We start from the raw sequence: 21074 nt of genomic DNA, 5'->3' as shown, positions 1-21074 counted from the left end.
ACATTAAATTGAAAATCTAAAATTTGAAAATGAAAGCCTTATTGTGTATGGCTTTAAGGCCATATGTCCTAATCTCGTCAGAATGGGGGACATACCCCTATAACCTTTTACAACAACCCCACTCCCCCCAGAAAGCCTTTCCCTTAAACTAACGGTGTGTCACAGGAATTCCCCAATGACCAACCCAATCATCTCCTTCAACCCCAAGCCCGTACCCAAGGCCATCCCACAATCACCCAAGTCCGCCCCTTCCTCTCCCAAGCTCATAGCAAAGACAGCATTCCCCAAGAAAGCCCCCGAAGGCACCCGGCCACCCAAGCGTGAACAAGGGCATGGAGAGCTGGGAGTGAGCCGACGTAGATCTAGGCGAACTTCCCGATCAACTAAACCTGAGTCCAGACCTCAGACCAAATCCTCTGAAGTAACCCCGGCCAGTAGACCGCGAACTCCTAGAGAATCGGCAGAGCTGGAGAGGCGATTCAGGAATCTGGAGTTGGGTCAGAAGAATTTGGTTGAGCAATTTCGGAAGGGAGGAGAGCTGGAGTATCTGGCTGTTTCCAAGAATAGCTCAGGGAGCTACTGGATTACCGTGGCGGGAACGGGGAAGCCTTTCGTGAGGGAATCGTTTGCTACACCGGGGTTTTGCTGGGAGTGCGCTGCCGAGATAGAGGAGACCTTTGAGATTTGCCAGGTGATTGAGCTACGGCCACCGGAGGCGATAGAGCGGATCGAGGAGATGGTGGAGGCGGGTCTGGAGCGGGAGCGGGTGAGTAGGGTTTGGGGGTGATTCGATTACTTTGAGATATTGTCAATTTTTTGTCTAAGTTTTCGTGAAAATAAGATGTGGGTCGAATATTTTATATTAATGCCATCCAGTTAGGGAAAAGTTACACTTGTAATTGATAGTAAAACAAGGAAGTATAAGTACCAAAACACCAAAGAAACGCTGTCAAGATAACATCCTTCTGAGTGTTGAAGTTATTTGGATTCAAACTATTTCATAGAGTATATTCTGATATAAATTGGAAGAATTAAACCTCTATAATAGGAAGATTTAGACCTCAGATCATCGAAAGCTAAGGACTTATTTAAGTTTACCAGAGATAATTTAAAAGCTCTAGAAATCTGTAAGATAGCAATAGTGTTATGAGGAATTTTGGCACATAAGAATCTTAGCTTCAGACTTTCTTTGAGAAATTTTAAACAGCCTTTATCGAAAAATGATTGCTTATTTTTCTGAGGAAGTGTAACCAAAATTCTACTCTTTTTGAACCTATTATTTAGGGTTGATATTCAGCGTAAAATATCAGTATTTATAACTCAATTCTGGCTATTCAGGACTGACACTTTCTGAAGAATAAGATCTGCTTGGCTCAAAATTTAAATAGGTAATCTTCAATTGTTCTAACAATGCTTTTGTGTATTTTTTATTATGAGCAGATTAATCCAAGAATACATTAAATTTTCATCAAAATGGCTGGTATCGAAGCGAAAAATATAAGCCTGATTCTTGTAGCGAACTGCCAAGATTATCAATTGGAAACAGAGGCAGACCAAAATCGAGGCGAGCATTCACCTGTTTAAAAATTTGCCACCTTAGTCCCAAACCAATACTGGCCAAGGTTGAGTCATCGAGGTTGTGTTCAGAAGTATTCCAAACTTTACCTGCCTCAAAAAACGGGGTGAGTTGTAGTGTTTGATGTTGGCGCAACAATGGAATGCGTAACTCAATCGACCCTAAGAGGCCATTATCTGCCAAACGTTGATTTTGAACATAGCCCCGAATTGAGTCAATGCCGCCTATACTAAACTTTTCTAGGGGTAGAAGTGTATCCGGCGTCAGTTGAGCACTTACCCGAGTCACTAACACCATTTGATGAGGTAAGCGCTGTACCCATTGAAACTGTCCCAACCAGCTAAAAAAATCACCGGAGGCCCCCATTAAGTTAATGGTGGAATCAAAGATATCGAGACCAATGTTGAATTGTGACCGCGCAGAGAGGATACTAGAAGCGTCACGCAAAGTCCAGTCTTGAAAAAAACGGAGGACTCTTACCTTTGACTCACCATCCTCAGGCCCCTGAGAAAAGGAGAAAGGAATATCGTCCAATAAAAAGGTTTGGCTCTGCCGGAGATCAAATCCCAAGCCCAACACAAATTCCTGGGAAGGCGTTTGGATAATCGGTTGACGCAGTTGAAAAGCCAGAGTTTGCGTCTCGCTGCGAATATCAAGATCGCGAAACTCAGCAGTCACAATTTTACTGTCGCTGTTGGAATAGCGAATTCCAACAGTTCCATTACGAGCATTCCAGGGAATTGTATACCACACATCAAGAATTTCTAATCCTTCTGCAACGTCGTAGCTACCCTGTATGAGATCGCCTAACCCTAAGACATTGTTATGGGCTACATCAATACTGCCCTGAAGCGATCCCACACTGGGTGAGCGGTAGTTATCAATAGCTACCCCCGCTTGAAATTCGGGTGTTTGCTTTACATTGACCTTTAACACAGAGAGACCGGGGGTAGTCCCCGCCGTCAGTTCGGCATCTATTTGCTGCACCAATGGATTTAGCTGAAGGAGTTTTAAGGCTTGCTCCAGACGTTGTTGCTGTAGTGGAGGAGAGGATGCGAGTTGGAGCCGTTGACGAATATAGTCATTCCGCAACCGCTTTAATCCAGTCACATCAATTCGCTCTAGTTGTCCTTCGACGACTTGAATTTGGACGATACCATCACTGATATCTTGGGCGTTGGGTAAAAACGCTCCTGATGTGACATAACCATTCTTGATATAGGTCTGTGTAATGGCTGTGCGTAGATCAATAAGTTGCTCAAAGGTAACTCCAGATCGATTCTCAAAGGGTTGGATCAATTCATCAATGTCTGCTTGTAGGACAGTACTTCCTAAAACCTCTACCCGTTGCACAAAGAATGTCGTCGCTTTTAAGCTTGATGGTGAGTGCTCCTCTTGATTCTTGGGAATTTTTAGAGACGGATCGGGAGCATCTTTCAAGTCATTGGGAAGATCAGGATGCGTCTCAGTTGTAGAGGGTAGGGTCTGATCAATTTGTTCGGGAGTGGTTAAGGGGAGTGTGACACCTGAGGGCGGTGAGGATTGGGCAAACACTGGCATGGACACAATTGCAACGAAGCTGAACTGATATAACGCAAAGCTTGTCATCGATCCATACATGTTTTAGGCGACTCCAGACAAAGTTGGGTTACATAAGTTTAGGGGTTAGGGGTCTGAACAGGTCCGATTTATCACTAGATTCCCATTTTGGATAGGATAGACTCCTTGGGCTTCAATGATTGGATCGCCAATTTGCCAAGGTCGTTTTATTGTTTGGGCAGGCGTCCTTTTGGACTTGGGAATAGACCTCACGGATCCAGTTGAGAAGCTAGAACTTACAGCGTCACCAGGACGTCTAGGTAAGCCCCCTGTTCCAGTAATTATGAATTTGCCTTGTTGAGCAGTGGAGGGAATGAGACAGCTATTGGCCAACAAATGTTCAGTATTCACTAAAATCTCTGGTAAGTCTGCGAGATTATTTTGGACAAAACTGACATCAGGGATAGTAACGGCACCAGAAGCGATCCCACCTGTAGCATTGATATCGACACGATTATTACCATCTAAAGTATTGGGATCTGCTTCTGTCAAAGCGAAGGATTCACCAAAGAAAATGGGGCTATTGAGGACAATATCTCCTCCTTTGCCGTCACTGGCAAAAGCCAAAATATCGCTATCGTCAAAGGCAATAATGGATTGAGCAGACAGGGTAATATCCCCCCCATCTCCAGCACCACTAGCAACATTAGTCCGAATATCGCTGTCACCCACAAGCCGAATATCTGAAGTGATTAACGTAATTGCCCCCCCTGTAGATTGAGTCGCAGAGGTGGTGATGTCGCTATTGTCTAGGGTAATGGCTTCATTGCGATAGGGATGGTTCGAAAAAATGAGAATATTCCCTGCTTGACCTTTGCTTTGCGAGCTAGCACTAATAAGCGAACGGTTGGCGAGTGAGAGATAGTCAGTTTGGATTTGGATGTTACTGCCATCACCCATTGAAGCTGCTGTGGCCCCAGAAATAATCCCACTATTATCTAGTAATAGGGTCTCCGTCTTGCTAATCTGGATCGGACCAGCATCCCCTTGACCATCAGTTAAGGTTGTGATGAAAGACCTTTTATTGAGGGTTACTACTTGAGCATTGACCTTAATCGATGCTGCATTTCCGGTGCCTAATGTACTGCTAGAAATGATGGCACCGTCATTCAGCAATACTTCATTTGTTAACAATGAGATCAGTCCTGCGGTCCCATCGGCCTGTGGGCCAACGGCACTAAAGATAGAGCTACCCGAGCCGTTGCGATTCCTACCCGATAGGGTAATTCCATCTTGAGTAGCAATGTTCAGGCTCCCTGCATCCCCAGCACCAAACGTAGTGGTAAAGATTTGAGTGCCCTCCGTTAAAGTCAATGTGCCGGCCTTGATATCAATACCCGCAGAGGAGCCATTGGCTCCCTTTTCTACTGAGCTGGTAATTGAGCTCACAGATCCTTGACGGCTACTATTCTCACCCATAATTGTGATGGCATCTTGAGTTTCAATTCTGACTCTCCCTGAATTGCCAGTACCTGCCGTTACACTACCAATACTGGAGCCATCATCTAATATTAACGATCTGGCTCTAATGGTTATATCACCAGCGTTTCCAACTGCATCAGGCCCAACTGAGCTAGTAATAAAATTAGATCGTTGCTGACGACTTGTGCCGGATAAAGCAACAGTATTATCGACCGTAATGTTGATGTTGCTCCCATTCCCATTGCCAAGAGTTCCTGCAACAATACCTGCACCATCTTTGAGGGTAAGCTTGGCACTTTCAATCACTATCTCTCCAGACAAACCTGTTGCGGTTGAGCCAATCTGACTAGAAATCAGACTGCCATCCCCTTGGTGGCTATTCCCCACTAAAGAGATAGAATTCTGGGCATTGATTGTAATTTGGCCACCCCTGCCATTCCCCCTTATGTCAGTCAATATCTGTGCACCATCGTTAAGACGTAGTGAATTCGTTTGAATCTTGATACCACCAGCAGAGCCACTTCCTCTTGTGGTCACTTCGCTAAGAAGTGCACTTGGACCTTCCTCAAGGTTGGCTCCTGTGAGGGAAATATCGCTAGCTTGAATGGAAATGCCGCCTGAATTTCCTTGTCCAAAAACATTCGTTGAAATCCTAGCTCCATCTTTAAGGTCTAATGTTTCAGTTGATATTTTGATGCCTTTCGTTGATCCAATTGCTCTAGAACTAATTTGATTAAAGATACCGCTGCCAAATCCTTGATTCGTTCCAGATAATGAGATTGCCTCAACATCAATCTTGATTTCTCCTGTATGGCTGAAACCATTCGTGCTGGAAAAATTTGCATTAGAAAAAATAGTAGAGCCATTTTGCAGAGAAAATCGCTGGGCTCTAATCGTGATATCTCCACCGGGTGTATTAAAGTCGTTATCAAAGGAACTATTGCTGATCTGACTGCCTAAAACAGAGATATTGCTAGGACTCTCAAGCCTGATTTCTCCTCCTGATAAACCAAAGGAGAGTATATTTGCTCCGGGGCTGACGATAATATTGCCTTCAGCCAGAGCTAATACATTGCCACCATCCCCTAAATAAGTGTTGCGAGGAATATTTAAATTTGGATTGCCAAAATCTATGGATGAGACAGTCACTGAATCCGTTAGATTCAATGCGCCACGACTATCAATTATGATTGAGCCTCCCCCGAGTGCATCAGCTGTATTAATAGAACCGACGGTAATGATCCCCGAAGCCCCTGTTAAAGCCGGATTAGGATAATATTGATTGGTGAGAAAGACTTGACCACCGGCACTGCTGATTGGGTTGAGGAGGATATTACCTATCGTGATGTCAGCATCTGTGGGTTGCCCAGTATTGAATGGCAAATTGCCAATTGCTGTTGTCCCGGCCCTGATATCCAAGGTTGGAACCAAACTACCATTGATTGAGATTTCTGTTTTCTGGTCAGACAAGGTCACGGTCTCAACAATAGAGTTGGCTGTGCTATCCGGCTGAACAATCGTGACGCCACCAGGAATAGAGACAGACCCCCCAGCAATGATATGAAGTGATGCTCCAGTAAAGGAATTCAGTCCAACGTCACCAGATGCCCGAATGACAGGATCATAGGGACTCGTTAAATCACCTAGGCTGCGATCCAGGCGTTCGATACGGAAGTCTCCACCACTGAAATAATGAGCATCACCACCGACAGGATGGGCAGAGTGTAACACCATATCTTTCCCTGAGAATAGACCGCTGTCGGGATGACGAATGGTAAATAAATCGATGCTTTGCTCACCCTTAATCTGTAAATTATGCTCTGCCGAAAGAATAGTGGGCTGAGTAATCTTGTCCTTAACCTTAACGGTGTGGGTGGCATTCAGGGTTAAATCTCCTCCTGTGAAGATTTGTCCCTTCAAATTGATCTCTTGGGCGGTAAAGGCCAAATTCTTTCCAACCCGTAAAGCCCCTTGATTGGTAATCGAGCCTTGACGGATTGCAGCATGATTAAAAAATGAGGCGTTGGGATTAACGGAAAGTAACCGATTGCCGACTGGCTTTGTAGCGCTAAATTCCCCATGTCCCTCAAAGGGAATTGCATCAGCAGTAGAGGCATAAAATGACCCTTGAATATCTAAACTTGCCTGAGGTCCAAATACAAATCCGTTGGGATTTAGGAGAAATAAATTAGCCTCTCCTAACACGCCCAAGCGACCTAATATATGAGAAGGTGTACTTCCTGTCACCCGCGACAGAATATTCTCGATACCGCTTGGGTTAGCGAAATAAACACTCCGTCCCACATCAACATTAAAGGCTTCAAAGCTGTGGAAGAGATTACTGCCTCGTGTTGCCCCACCATCAATGCGATCTCTCCTAGAATCAATCGAGTTGACCACAGACTGTGAGTTCCCAAGTGTATCGTCCACTATAATGCGGCCCGACGTCACTTGTGCCTGAGACGGCAAAGGGTATAGGGCGCTACTGAAACTGATACAAGCAATCGCCAGAAAATAGTTTAGATAAAAAACATTAACGCTTGCTCTTTTCGTCTCATACTGAACAAGATAAGTGAAGAGGCCGCTAACGCTTTTCATATTTGCAATTTATTGAATTTAATAATGTAATTTCGTCTAGAATATGGCTCAATGATAGGTCTGAGAGAGACGCCTGACTTTAACGAATTATGAATGTCAATTTTTGCTAGTTCTGTAAGTTGTGAGGCAAATTTGTGCAGTGGAAACATCATTCTTTTCGGATGCGGATAATTGCTAGCGTCCTCTTTTTGAGTAGCTTGATATTGTGCGTTAGGCCCAGTTGTTTTTTGAGCTTGAATGTTGATCTCGATCCTCACCCAGTGATGGCAGCACAAGTTGCAGATCAAGCGATAAATGGTGACCAGCAGGTTCAGCAAGGGGTCAAAGCATATCAGCAAGGAGCGTTCTTGGATGCGATCACATACTGGCAAACTGCACTTAAGCACTATAAACAGGCTAAAGATGGCAACCAGATCGCCCTTATAGAAGAAAACCTAGCAAGGGCCTATCAACAAGTGGGGCAACATACCGAAGCCCTGCAGCATTGGCAAGCCGCAAAGCAGTTTTACCATCAGTTAGGCGATCAACAGCAGCTAGGACGAATGAGCACAGAACAGGCCCAAACCTATCGTCACTTGGGGCAATACCAGCGTGCGATCGCACTGCTATGTACACCAGCCGCTACTCAATGTTCCTCAGAAAGTTCTCTGACCATTGCCCAAGACCAAGGAGATGTGACGGGCGAAGTAGCCGCGCTTGGCACTTTGGGGGAAGTCTCTCGCCTTCAGGCTGAGTATGATCTAGCGATTGACTGGCTCAACCAAGGTCTGGCCCTGGCTCAAAAACATGATCGATCCACCATTGACCTGTTAAATAGCCTTGGCAATACCTATACCAGTCGGGCTCAATTGCGAGATCGTAAAGCTGCATCACTGCGGATTGTGGGGGATGACGACCAAGCTAAGCCTCTAATGGCTAAGGCGAACCAAGATCGTGCTCAAGCCATTGATGCCTTCGAGACTAGCCTTCGCTTGGCTCGGCAGACGCAAAATTTGGCGGCTCAAGTGCGCAGCCTGCTCAACAGCATCTCTATCTATAAGCGCCTGGCTGATATCACTCAGATGCAACAGGCTCAAGCAACAGCCCGCTCAATCCTAGAAAAACTGCCGGACTCTCAAGCTAAGGTCTTTGCCGCACTCACCTTAGCCCAAGTCCAGTTAGCCCCTACCAGTGAAGCAACAGCAGTATCGTTGTCTGGCCCCGTATGTCTAGCAACAATAGAACAATCGCAGGGGTTAATGGAGACTGCCCTAGCAGTGGCCCGTCGAATTGGTGATCGACGAAGTGAGTCCTTTGCCCTCGGTCAGTTGGGGCATTTTTGGGAATGCCAGCAAGACTACGACACAGCCTTGGCCAGAACGCTAGAGGCGCAAGCCGCAGCCGAAACCTTTGAAAACAGAGACAGTCTCTATCTTTGGCAATGGCAAGCTGGACGAATTTATGACGCAAACAATCAACACTCCAACGCCCTGATAGCTTACCGACAAGCCCTAGATACGCTGGACAGTATTCGCAATGAGATTGTAGCGGCCAATCGTGATCAGCGACTTGACTTTCGAGAAACCATTGAACCTATTTATCGGCAGTTAGCCTCCTTGAGTCTATCGCAAGCGTCTCTCAATCTGGAATCAGTGGATCCAGAAATAGCAGAGACCGTGCTGGGGACGATGGATCGACTGCAGTTAGCCTTGCTTCAGAATTACTTTGGCAATGACTGCGTGATTACAGCGCTACCCTCTACAGAATATGAGGGGCTCGATCAAACGTCTAGAACAGCGGTTTTTAACACTATTCTGTTTCAAGATCGAATGGCTGTGATTGTTACGCTGCCGGGTCAGCCGCAAAAGCTGGCTTGGGTGGAGGATGATTTCCCCACGGTCAAGCAAACCATCAATCATTACCGGCGGGAGTTAGAACGCCACTTTAGCCTGACTCCCTATAATAAACGGTTGTCCCAACAGCTTTATGGGTGGTTCATTAAACCCTTTGCCGCAGATTTAGTGCAAGCCAAGATCGAGACACTAGTCTTTGTTCAGGATGGCATTCTCCGCACAGTACCGATGGCGTCGCTGCACGACGGACAGCGATATCTGATTGAAACCTACGCCATTACAACTACGCCCAGTTTAGCGCTGACTGCCCCACAGGCCCTTGCAAAAGAACGGTTGAGTATCTTGGCCCTGGGTTTAACCGAATCAGCGACCGTGAATGGACAGTATTTCCCGCCCCTCGACCATGTGCAAACGGAACTAAACCATATTTCATCCCAACTGCCGGATAGTCAGGTCTTTCTCAATCAAGAGTTTACGAGCGATCTCATGGCCCAAGTCTTACAAACCAATCGCCACAACATTGTTCATCTGGCCACCCACGCAGAGTTCGGCCCCGAGCCAGAGGACACCTTCCTGGTCACTGGCAATAATAGCAAACTTACCCTCAATGCCTTTGACACTTTAATTCGGGAAAATACCGATCAGAGCCGCCCCCTCGATCTGCTGATCTTGACGGCTTGTCAAACCGCTGTAGGAGATGACCGGGCAGCGCTAGGATTGGCAGGCGTTGCGATTCAGGCTGGAACAAAAAGTGTGTTGGCCTCACTATGGTCCATTAACGATCAAACGACAGCCCAGTTCGTGGATCATTTTTACACTGCCTTGCGTCAACCGGGTGTGTCGAAAGCGAAAGCCTTACAAATGGCACAGCTAGAAATTTTGAAGACCCGCAAGCATCCTGGTTATTGGTCCTCATTTATTTTGATTGGGAATTGGCTGTAGCCTTGGATGACTGGGTTTGCAGAATCTGCTGCAAGCGTTGCCCTTGCTGGATGGATGGCTGCGATGGGTGTGCAAGTTCTTGGGTTGAGAGATCCTTGAGCAACGCTAGTGCTGCATCCCTAGCGGCAACGTCTTTAAGGGTGATGACTTCTGCAAAGGCGTCATACCAAAAACCAGCTTTGGCATAGAGCTGCGATCTCATCACTGGTTCCGAGACCGTAGCCAAAGCACTCGCTAGATCAGGAGGCATCTCCACTACCTCAATTTCAGCCTCGACCACCAAGGATGTGGATGGACGATTTTGATTACACACCAAGACGACTTGCCATCGATATTTATGATTTTTAGCCAGTGACTGTTTCTCAGGAATCGTCCAATGGCCAAATCCAGATATGCTTTCTTTTATCATTGGAGTAGTGTGCTTTTCACTCGAGCCAACCACTGCAAGTTCTAGGGGATATGTCGTTTGATCGGGGACAAACCAAGTTAGGGTAGGGCGAGTGGATGTGGTTCGACCGATATGGCTATGGGGTGCGATCACAGTCAACGCAGCCTGCTCATTTCCGGCACATCCATTCCTGGTACCTGCGGTATAGCCCCGATCAGAAGGAGCTGAGGGGTTAGGGGGTGGCGTATATCCACCCCATACCGTAGACGCCATCGTTAGTGATAGCAGGCTCCCCAGACTTAATAAACCCACACCAGTAGTGAAGTATTGAGCAAAATCGAGGATATATCTATAAGGACGCTGCATCTTTTTAAGCATGGGGAGCATATTCTGTTATTGGTGACACGGCTTTATCGGTACTGGGGAACGGTTATAGGCATCGTCAATAGTGACTGCCTTGAATCCATGAACTGGATGTATTTGAAAGGCGAAGTTATCTGGGCTATAGGTTGGGTGAGGACGATTCGTATCTGGCACAACAGGGTTATATCCGTAAATGACCAAAGCTCTAGGTGAGCTACCTAACCGCATTGTTTGTCCTACAAACTCAGTCTTTCCTGTCGATGAATTGACAAATCCGGTCGCCACCACACCATCATAACCAGTCATGCGTAATTGACTTTCATGGACGATACCAAGATAGCTATGCGTTAAATTTCAGCAGCCATACAAAGGATTGGTTTGAGCTAACAAAAAAGGTGATTGCTGAGTCTGACGTTCTTTCAGATTTGATGAATGCGATTGAGCTTGCCTGGCTAATGCCAGCTCATGAAAAAAATGGGAGTATCAAAGAAACAAACGCGATAAGCGTGGAAACAGCGATCCGATTGATAGGTTTACTTTTCATTACTAAACTCCTTTTCTGATATTGAATCAACACGATCTACTCCGGTCGGAGATGGCTGGAGATAAATTGTCCAGTGAGAGGGCTGTTCATACTGATAGCCATTTTGTTCATTGACTTTGGTGATGAACTTTGCAGGACTAACAAACTTGCTGTAGCTAGGTTGTTGAGTAAAATTTTGCAGCTCTGAATCCCAATCTAGACCTGAGGTAAATAACAGTTGAAAGACACCATCAGGAACCTTGGGTAGCTCAGCTTGATGGTGAGCTTTTACATAGATAGAAACAATCGTTTCTTGAGTACGGTCATCGCGCAGCTTAACGACAGCATCACGGGTGGTATCATTTTCAATGCTCATACGACCCTTGCCCTCATAAATTAGGGGGTCAAGCACGGTGCCATTCTCAAGCGATCTGGGAGGGCTAGTGGGAGTTGGACTGGGTAAGGATAGCTCTGGTAAGGGTGAAGGAGGATAAATAGGGATAGGCGGCTGATCGCGATCAGACTCAGGTAGAGAGCAACCCAGATATACTCCAGAAAGCAGTAGGGTCGTAATGGCAACCTGATAGGTGAGATCGCAGCCCTTAGAATCATGCGGTTAATAAGACATCACCCAACCTCTTTATTGGCTTGGAAAGTGCTAAATGCTTTTCTCCAGGGAGGCTATAATGCTGAGGCTGTTTGTCTAGCCTCCCAACAGGTCTGAGTGTTTTCTGTCTAAAGAGCAGTAAAACTATCTGCAGTCAGTGTGGTCGTGTCAACGCCCGTGAGTGTGGCGAGAACCTGATCTTCAAAACAGATTTCATTCCCGCTAAAGCTCAAGCCACTAAAGCGCAACCCGTCAGATAGACCAATGACATCAACACCTATCTCAAAGTCAGTGAACACATCGGTCCCGGCCTCTAGCGTTAGATCAAAGACATCGAGGCCAGTGCCCCCCGTCAAGGTGTCATTACTGACCCCAACCGTTAAGGTGTCATTGCCCAGGCCGCCAACTAGGATGTCACTCTCACCTAAACCGCGAATCCGATCATTGCCCTCTAGCCCATCGATGCGATCTCTATTGAGAGTGCCAATCAGGCTATCGTTGCCATTCATCGCCTCTTGCGTCTCGACCGAATCTTCTGGTTGGAGGCCGACCACACTATCTTCTTCCAGATCCATGCCATCTGAGAGATTAGCCATTAGGTTAGAACCCATTAAGCTCTCGACAGTAGCCGCTTGACCTAAAGCCAGCACACTATCCACTAGATTGCTAATGATATTGGAGCTGGATCCGGCGGAGGTTGTATCGAATACCAGTAGATTAATCAGAGTACCTATGTTAATCTCAACGTTAAAAATGACTGGGGCATCAGGCTCAGCCACCGCACCTTCATCGTTGTCTTCAATCGTGACATCGACACGATTATTGTCTTCAAGTATCAACCCTTCACTGGGATTGGAGATCTCAAACGTTGCCGTTTCGATATCCGCCTCATCCTCCATATCATCATTCACCATGACAGAGGTTGTGCCTATGGTTTGACCGTCAGGAATCGTAATTTGAGAAGGGAGCACTCCAGTAAAATCAGCATTGTCCGTGTCACCAGTCAGGGCTAAGTCAATATTTTGATCGCCTGTAACAGCACTCTCTGCTGCCACAGTTATGGTGAATTCAGTCCCCTCTGACTCGGTACCTGATGTAGGTGTGACTGATAAAGTGGCCGGTACGGGAGTTGGATTGCCTGGAGAGGGCGTTGCTGTCGGATCTGTAGGTTGAGGTTCCTCTACAGGGGGTGTTGAAGGATCTGTAGGTTGAGGTTCCTCTACAGGAGGCGTTAGACTTGCTTCAAAAGCACCAATATCAACCGTGTCTCTAACAATTCGGTCAAAATCAGAACCTCGCTGATCGAAAGGCGTCTGTTCAGTGATATCGCCATTACCATTTTGGTCATTAATATCTGCAGGAATGAGGGCATTATTCCCGGCATCGATTGCAGGACTATTGTTAAGGAGGGCATGAGTGAGGGTCGCTCCTCCATTATCCTGTAGCTGACCAAGAATTGGGTTCGGACTCAGAATATTATTGCCTTCAGTGATCGAACCCTCTGCCCCATCAAGACTGCTGACTAGATTGTTATTGCCATCAACGGAGCCAGCAATATCTGCCTGAATGTCGCCAGGACCATCATTGTCGCGGCTATCAAAATTTCCCGCAATAATACTATTTTGACTATCGACATCGCTGGAAAGAAAGCGCACGTTCCCATCACGGAAAGTTCGATTAGCGATGCCTCCGCCATTCCCTGTCCCATTATCATCAAAGTCGGCAGTATTTTGAGTAACGGTCGCATTGAATAAATTAGTGGTCCCCCCCGGTACGCCAACTAGAACATTCCCAAATGGATCAATTGATCCCCTTGTAGGCTGATTAAAAATCCCACCGCCATCGTTATTGGCTTTGTTTCCACTCACTGTGCTGTTTTGTAGAGTAGTGGCTGCACCACTATCCGTGACCACCCCTCCCCCATCAGCACCAGATTGATTGTTGCTAACTGTGCTGTTGACGATACTTGTTACGCTTCCATCGTTATTAATACCGCCGCCATTTCCAGTGGCTTCATTGTTATCAACAGTACTCTCTAATACAAAAACATCTGAGCTACCACTGCTAAACACTCCACCCCCATCTACTGCTGCAGTATTGTCAGAGACAAGGCTAAAGGATAGAACAGTTTGTGCGGCAATACCTGAAGCAAAGATGCCGCCTCCATTATTAGCAGCCTCATTTTCGCTCACTACACCATTGTCAATAATAACGGTATCGCTAGCGTTATAAATACCTCCACCGTTGCGTTCTGCATTGTTGGTGGAAATAGAAGTATTGGTAAGGGTTATCCTATCGTCAGGGCTACTGTTACTGGTGACATATAATCCACCTCCATCTTGGCCAGAACGATTATCGGTGACTTGACTATCTGTAAGGGTAAACTCTCTGGCAGAGTCAAATATGGAAGCAGCTCCTTGAGCAATAATTCCACCCCCATCTACTGCCGCAGTATTGCTGGAAACTGTAGTATCCGTAAGGACTGTGCGACCAATGAAACTTGCAATTCCACCGCCACTACCGCCTGCAATATTCCCTGAAACGGTGCTTTGATCTAACGTGATTTCTCCAAGCGTCTCAGCGTCGACTAAACTTATTGCTGAGTCGTTATATATCCCCCCGCCATCTAACACAGCATTGTTCGCAGAAATAACACTATTTGTTATCGTCGCTGTGCCAGCGGCAGTATTGAAGAGTCCGCCACCGCGACTTGCTGAATTGTCTGTAATCAGACTATTGGTCAGCGATAGGGTTCCTAAATTGGCAATCCCACCTCCACCGAAGGTGGTTTGACCACCCGTTACGGTAATATTCTGTAAATTGAGCTCAGCATTGCTAGAGACTGTAAAAACTCGATCTAAGCGATTGGCATTAATCGTAGCCCTTTCATTCCCTTCTGAGCGAATCGTGATGTTCTGGCCAGCGCTGATATTTAGTAGAGATTCTAAATCAGTATCTTCCTCTTCTCCGCCAATGCTAAGGTCAAAGGTTTCACCCCCTTCAAGGTTGATAATAACTGGATTACTTTGGGCTGCAGTAATGGCTTCTCGTAAACTGATTCCTGTTCCTCCGGGATTTTCTCTGAGGCTAAAGATATCGGCTACGTCTCCATCCAGTTCATCTAGAGTGGTATCCACCGTAATTTCAAATACGCTAGGATCGACCTCGGCTTCTGCTCTGAGTAACCAGTTCCCACCTGTTAAAGGCTGTATTTCAGAATTTGCGGCTAGATTACTTAAATTGAAGGCACCATTATCTGCGGTGGCAACAAACGATCGATTCTCCTGTGGTGAATTAGTGTCGACCGAGGCAGGACCACTTCGGCCAAAAGTACTGGGTTGATTGGGGAGTAAGGCCCCAACAAAAAAAGAGTCGCTGACGACGGTTGGATCAATCGATATCGTTGCAAATTGATCGGTATTAGGGTTAACAACTTGTGCATTAGCAGTGGTTAGTAATACTGCATCATCTGGATTGCCATCATCATTCGGATCTTCATAAAGAGCAACAACAATGGGATCTCCATCAATCGTAAATGCAGGCTGATTAGGAGACCCCCAGGCTAATGAAATGCCAGTAATCGTATCAGCTCCGGGGGCTGCATTGAACTGATTGAACCACAATACATCTCGAGGTCCTAGGCTTGAATTGCCTAAGAGGGATGTTTCACTGTTGCCATCATCCACAGAATAATTAAAACGTTCCATCTTGCCCTCGCTTATCAAAAATAAACAATCGTCAGCAACCGTTATTCAACGATGGTTTTAGTCCCGTTGATTGCCGAAGATCAATCATTGTTCTGAGCTTCGGACTGCTTGCTTGACACGCTCACAATATCGATGGAGACCGAGTGTGGGCATCGTAGATGAAGGCAGGATTGGAGGTGGAGTTAGGCACATGGGGTTGCATAAAAATGCATCTATCTGTGTGCCCAATTTATTGATGGAAACGACGAACAAGGAAAAAACGCCAAAAGGGTTGTCGCTTCACTGACCACTTCAGCTTATAGCGATGTCCGGGAGGGGTATTGCAATGTTGTTGAAAGGTTCCGCCGAGCTGTCGAGCTAAATGCTCAGCTTGTTGTGTGCCCCAGCCCATCTTGGTAGCTGAAATCAGATTGCTCTTTGTTCCATTATCAGCCACTTCAATCCTGTTGTACCCCTGATCTTGCATACAGGTGACAGACACCTGGGTGACACCGTTAGCATGCTTGCCAATGTTGCAGAGAACTTCTTCTAAAAATCGACAGAGTCTTCTTTTGAGTTCAAGGCTGAGGGCACGTTCATCCATTGGTTCAAATTTCACGATTTTGAACTTGATATCTGCAAAACCAGGTAAGTCTCGGTTGAGGGTTTCCCAATAAACGGTGCATAACAATTCATGGAGTGGTGCAGTCAGCCCCAACTGCAGATCACTGCTTAACCCCAAGATTGGTTCAGGTCGCAGAGTCTCTTGACGAATCAGATTGTAGATCCCTCGCAGTTCCTGGTTGAGGTGCTGCAGTTGAGGCTCTAGTTCTGAAGTTGAAGTGTTGCGATCGTGCACCCCTCGCAATACACCTGCCAAGGTTTGTAATGGACCATTGTGGATGGCATCAAAGGCGCTATCAATAACCTGCTGCCTATCTTGAAGTTGCGATCTCAACCCTTGGTCATACAACCAAAAGATATACAGCACCACTCCATTAATGCCAAATACTAATAGGGGCGGCACCAGAGGAATCCAAACTCCACTCAATAAGCTGACATAGGCTAGGCCAAATAGTCCTGCACTGGCAACCACCACCATTAAAATATGAATCATTGGGTACCGACTCCAGCGCTTGATTAGCACTCCCAGTACGCCCCAGATGACAATCCAAAGATACTCCAGAACTTCTGACCACCCGGTTAACAAGGGACGTCCCTCTAGCTCTGCATTAATCAACTGACTAATCGCATGGGCTTGCGCCTCCACCCCATAGATCTGCCCCGGAAGGCCTGTGGAGGGGTGATTGACAGCCGCAGTTTGCACCAGATCTTTTTGGCTGATGGAGGTCATGCCCACCAGCACAATTCGGTTATAAAGCTCCTCCGGTTTGACTTGGCCTGAGTTGAAATCTGCCCATAAGAACGTCCGGAAGGGACGTGGATTCTGGCGATAATTCAGCAGTATTTGGTTGCCCCCGTCATCAGCTCTCACGTAGCCTCCTGTATGGGACCGAAAACGAGTCAGCTCAGTCTGACCCAACCGCATCGCCAAGGGATCTTTCACTCCATTTTTTAGCGTTCGATGGTGGTGTTTTAAGTAAGTTTCTGCAACCCGAATCGAAAAGGAAAAACGATACTCTTCCCCAGCTGTACTAGTTCCGAGCAGAACTCGTCGAAGTCCGCCATCTTCATCTGGTATGACATCAGCAAAACCAATCTGGTCTTCTTGCCAAACATCTAAAGCTGGAATCGGAATACTGTCTTCACTTGACAATACCTTCTCAATTCCCACTAAGTTGGGGATATCAGTAATGGCAGCCTCTAGATCTTTCTCTCCTGGCGGAATTGGAAAATCTCGAAATAGATCCAATCCAATCACCTGAGGCTGATAGTCCTGTATCTTCCTCAAGAGCTTTGCCAGTGCTTGATCGGGAACTGGGTATGCCTGCAGCCGTTGAATGTCAGCATCAGTAATCCCAACAATCACAATGCGCTCATCCAAGGTTTCAGCGGGGCGTAAGCGCAAGCCTTGGTCAAGGGCCATCCATTCCCAGCGCTGTAGCCCACCCAGAACACGAACAACAATCACCAAGAGAATGACAAGCACACCAGGTAGCACTCCTACTTTCCATTCTCCCTGCAGTGAGTGATGTGGGGAACGCTGGCCTGACATAACGCTAATCAATCAAGCCCATGGATCGGGCCTGAATTTCAGTTTGAATGCGGATACTTTTATCTGCTTCTGGATAGACGCCTAACGCATCTTGAACCTTTGTCCAGTAGTTACGAACCGTCCGCAATGAGATATTAAGACGTTGAGCAATTGCCTGATCCTGTAGCCCCTCTTGAAACGCCAACTGGAGGACTGCCAACCATTCTGGCTTGATTTCTATGCCAGTTCGCATCTCCTTGGGGGTACACATCAGGCCCTGCAATGCCCAGTCAATTTTAAGCAACAGTTTCTCTGTGGGGACACTTTTATCCACGATAGTAAATCCCCCTTCGTGGGCAATAATCGTGGGTTTGAGACGGACCAACTTTTGAGTGAAACAGCTTAAAACCACAATATTCATCATGGGGTACTGTTCCATCAAATCTCTTAACAACTGAAGCCCCGTATCAGCTCGAGACGGATCTCCAAGTTTGTGAGGAATCGAGAGATCCAGCACTACTAAATCAAGAAGATTTTGCTGAACGACCTCATAAGCTTGCTCTGCACTTTTGAATACAAGAATATCTGCGTCTGGATATTGCTGCTGAAGTGCGCTTTGGGTCCCTCGCAGGGTCATATCATGATCATCAATAACCAGAAATCTCAGAGGCATCGTTGGTTGGTATACTCTAATTCAAAAGCAGAATCAATATAGAAAGGCTCTTTAGAGCTGTTTGAAAGTCTTACAAGTTAAAGTTGAGAAGCTCCAAAAGTTAACCTCTCAACATCAAAATAATACGACAACATTACGATACATCGGTTGTGTTGCAAATAGTGATTCCGGTTACAACAATCGGCATGGTTTAAAAACAGGGGATTTTGGGTAACCTCGTGGGAAAGGTCTACCTGTAAATTTTTCCGGGTTGCATTGCCCAGTCTGAGTTTTGAAGACTTTACAATAGTCTTAATTCACTTAGATTAGACGATATCTACATTTAATGAAATCCAAAACTATCCTCTGTTTGTCTGAACAAGGCAGTCGAGCTTTAGCCATACTGAAAACGGTAGAACTCAATGGTCAATGGAACCAACTCTGGTCTCCTCAAATCTATACAGGGTAAGAAAACCCGGAAAAATTTACAGGTGGTCCTCCAATTTCACCACCAAGTTTTGCTGCCAGGATTACCTATCACTGAAGACATCTTTGCAGAAGACCGGGACCATAACACCTGACACTTTGGGGTATTGAACCACCATTAAGAAGTCATCTTCTCATTACCCTCATTCCCTCGATATGGTACGGGGAAGCTATAAGGTAACTTAACGCAACCGTATAGCCCACGGTATTAAGCATCCAGGTAATTTTCGGGGATGTGCAGACCTTGGGCTTTAAAGAAAGACAACTGATCGAAGTAGCCTTTTTGATGCACAATTTTGTCATCTTTTACTTGAAAGAATCCACACCCTCTTAAGCCAAGCGGATCTCTCCACTGCAAAATAGCGGTGTCGCCACATTCGTAGATATGCTCTTCTATGCAGACCATCTGTGCTCTAGAAAATTCCAGTTCAAACATACTGCTGATAGCTTCTTTGCCCTTAAGCGGCTCAGAAAATACCACCTGATCGTTTAGGGCATCTGGAGCATAAAGATTTACAAGACCATTAATATCTGCCTGATTGAATCGCTCAATAAATTCTCTCACTAGCTCTTTTGGTGTCATCACTATACCTGGATTTCTCACAAATCTTGAGCAAAAGTGGTCAAAAACAGCGAGAATGCAATTACCACAAAGCTTCTAGCGGTTTTATTGTATGACCCCGACTACAACAGAGTGTACTTCAAAGTCTAACGACTTTGGCAAGCTCGGTTCTCGACACATCCTGGCAGGGGGTTGGTTCAAATCAGGGTAACACTTTTACTGAAGGGATTAGGGCTACCATTACTGCTGTGCAAGGACTTTAAGGATTTTGGGTAGTATAAAAGTGTTACCCTGGCATTCTAATAGGATCTTGTCCACTTTTGGTGATTCAGAGTAGGAGATACAATTTTGAGCCTCATTACTACAAAAATTGACTGAGGATCATAACGATAGGTCAAGGATTTCAGGTTTGTTTAGTTTTAACCATTGAGCAGAATTACATCTTGTTTTTCTCGGATCACCAAAAGAGGACAAGATCCTTCTAATACTTGAACCATGCCGCCTAATGCCACCTGGGAACAGGGTAAAACCTACATTGCAATTTCAAAGTTACCCTGGCTTAAAGCGATCCATGCTTTTGGTACTTGCGGTACTTGGACGCACGGTTACTATTTCACAACCCATGATCAAAGTGATGACCACCTCAAGATAGACGTTCCCTTTCCTTACAATCTCAGTTCCATCCCAGTGGTGCAATTTGCCAATGAACGTCACCGGGGATGGGCGGAAACTGCCGACTCTCCCCTACGGCAACCCAATGATTTCTGGGATGAACATCGGAATGCACGACTCTATAAAATACAGCCTGGAGGTCATCGAATCCTTTATTTAGAGAGTTTAGGTTGGGCTGGGGGTGAGTTTGGAGAAGATCAAGCGGTAGATGGAATGTCGGTTCTTTATTCGATGCAGCACAATGAAGACATTGAGATTCTGGATGAGTTTCAATGGGCAGACTGGGATTTGCAGGGAAACCTTTTGGTTGCTACTCGTTCTGGAAAACTTCAGGTTAATCATGTCACAGATCATGGCCTTCGAGTTGTGTTTGAAGTTGATCTATCTTTGATGAACCCAGACCTACTTCCACCACCTTCTTGGGCTCAGAATTAGTAATTCGTTGAAGATGCAATGCTTGGGTAATTTCATAGACCACCAGAACATCACCCCAAGGTAGCGGTAGAACCACTGACGCTGAACATTGAGCACAGTTTTGTAAATGTATCGTGAGTTCTTTTCCAGCTCAAGATCGATTACAAAAGCAGAGCATTATGATCTGGAATACCTTATTCTGCCCTTGCTGTTTGAGTGCATCACTAAGTTTTTAAGGATCAGAATCTCAGTAGTGGAAAAAATCTAGAGGCATTCCCCTTTGGTACATGCAGTAGCTAGATGGTGAAAAGCTCTATCAGTATGAATGGAAGAGGGAGGAAATTACGTTCATGATCGTGGGTGTGGAGGAAGTGGAGAAATCTGATCATGTAATCTCATAGCTCAAACCAATGAGCTATGAGATAGATCCTGTTATTACAAATTGTCTCTAGAAGAGGTTTCCAACAACAAAGTTATCACCACTCATTCCATTTACCTGAGGTTTTGCCTTATTCACTGTGAGAGTCTTTCCCATCCACTCACCCCCGTCCAGTTTTTTGATTGCTTTGGCTTCTTCAGCATCATTATCCATTTCTA

Annotated in this window: 13 protein-coding genes and 1 pseudogene; 4 read left to right on the top strand and 10 right to left on the bottom strand. The window is 45.9% G+C overall.

Going from position 1 to position 21074, the window contains the following annotated elements; translation table 11 throughout:
* The first annotated feature begins 175 nt into the window (after positions 1-175).
* Positions 176-787 carry a hypothetical protein gene (locus Q0991_RS04430; protein WP_299485887.1) on the top strand — a complete coding sequence of 204 codons (612 nt, stop codon included), beginning with the start codon at positions 176-178 and terminating at the stop codon, positions 785-787.
* A gap of 681 nt (positions 788-1468) precedes the next feature.
* Here Q0991_RS04430 and Q0991_RS04425 read toward each other — a convergent pair.
* On the bottom strand, positions 1469-3184 hold the full coding sequence (locus tag Q0991_RS04425) for a ShlB/FhaC/HecB family hemolysin secretion/activation protein (protein WP_299485885.1): 1716 nt from the start codon (positions 3182-3184) through the stop codon (positions 1469-1471).
* 57 nt (positions 3185-3241) lie between these two features.
* Positions 3242-7195 (bottom strand): filamentous hemagglutinin N-terminal domain-containing protein, encoded by a 3954-nt coding sequence (locus tag Q0991_RS04420; RefSeq protein ID WP_366524896.1) that lies wholly within the window; start codon positions 7193-7195, stop codon positions 3242-3244.
* A 263-nt stretch (positions 7196-7458) separates the two neighbouring features.
* Here Q0991_RS04420 and Q0991_RS04415 point away from each other — a divergent pair, with 263 nt between their 5' ends.
* Positions 7459-9969, top strand: a complete 2511-nt coding sequence (locus Q0991_RS04415; protein WP_299485881.1) for a CHAT domain-containing protein — start codon at positions 7459-7461, stop codon at positions 9967-9969.
* Here the strand turns inward: Q0991_RS04415 and Q0991_RS04410 are convergent.
* The 6 genes from Q0991_RS04410 to Q0991_RS04385 form a co-directional block, all read right to left on the bottom strand.
* Positions 9944-10723, bottom strand: a complete 780-nt coding sequence (locus tag Q0991_RS04410; protein WP_299485880.1) for a DUF928 domain-containing protein — start codon at positions 10721-10723, stop codon at positions 9944-9946. The genes Q0991_RS04415 and Q0991_RS04410 overlap by 26 nt on opposite strands.
* Positions 10724-10750: 27 nt before the next feature.
* A complete protein-coding gene (locus Q0991_RS04405) occupies positions 10751-11026 on the bottom strand; it encodes a hypothetical protein (protein ID WP_299485878.1) in 276 nt (91 codons plus the stop codon).
* Positions 11027-11253: 227 nt separating this feature from the next.
* Entirely contained in the window at positions 11254-11655 is a 402-nt protein-coding gene (locus Q0991_RS04400) for a hypothetical protein (protein ID WP_299485876.1), read from the bottom strand.
* Between the two features lie 323 nt (positions 11656-11978).
* A complete protein-coding gene (locus Q0991_RS04395; protein ID WP_299485874.1) occupies positions 11979-15557 on the bottom strand; it encodes a choice-of-anchor Q domain-containing protein in 3579 nt (1192 codons plus the stop codon).
* A 229-nt stretch (positions 15558-15786) separates the two neighbouring features.
* A complete protein-coding gene (locus Q0991_RS04390; RefSeq protein WP_299485872.1) occupies positions 15787-17646 on the bottom strand; it encodes a CHASE2 domain-containing protein in 1860 nt (619 codons plus the stop codon).
* Between the two features lie 70 nt (positions 17647-17716).
* Entirely contained in the window at positions 17717-18364 is a 648-nt protein-coding gene (locus Q0991_RS04385) for a response regulator transcription factor (RefSeq protein ID WP_299485870.1), read from the bottom strand.
* Between the two features lie 325 nt (positions 18365-18689).
* Here Q0991_RS04385 and Q0991_RS04380 point away from each other — a divergent pair, with 325 nt between their 5' ends.
* The gene (locus Q0991_RS04380; protein ID WP_299485868.1) at positions 18690-18812 is read left to right on the top strand and encodes a hypothetical protein; all 123 of its coding nucleotides are present in this window, start codon (positions 18690-18692) and stop codon (positions 18810-18812) included.
* 225 nt (positions 18813-19037) lie between these two features.
* Here the strand turns inward: Q0991_RS04380 and Q0991_RS04375 are convergent, their stop codons facing one another.
* Positions 19038-19412 carry a nuclear transport factor 2 family protein gene (locus Q0991_RS04375; RefSeq protein ID WP_299485866.1) on the bottom strand — a complete coding sequence of 125 codons (375 nt, stop codon included), beginning with the start codon at positions 19410-19412 and terminating at the stop codon, positions 19038-19040.
* A 474-nt stretch (positions 19413-19886) separates the two neighbouring features.
* Between Q0991_RS04375 and Q0991_RS04370 the strand changes: the two genes are divergently transcribed.
* Positions 19887-20498: a hypothetical protein gene (locus Q0991_RS04370; protein ID WP_299485864.1), complete on the top strand. Its 612-nt coding sequence runs from the start codon at positions 19887-19889 to the stop codon at positions 20496-20498.
* Between the two features lie 427 nt (positions 20499-20925).
* Here Q0991_RS04370 and Q0991_RS04365 read toward each other — a convergent pair.
* Positions 20926-21074 (bottom strand): annotated as a pseudogene (locus tag Q0991_RS04365) (RNA-binding protein); the annotation flags it as partial.

Origin of the sequence: Acaryochloris sp. IP29b_bin.137, assembly GCF_028285745.1 — a bacterium.
Taxonomy (GTDB): domain Bacteria; phylum Cyanobacteriota; class Cyanobacteriia; order Thermosynechococcales; family Thermosynechococcaceae; genus Acaryochloris.
Note: the sequence above shows the minus strand (reverse complement) of the source record. Positions and strands in the feature narration are given on the sequence as shown.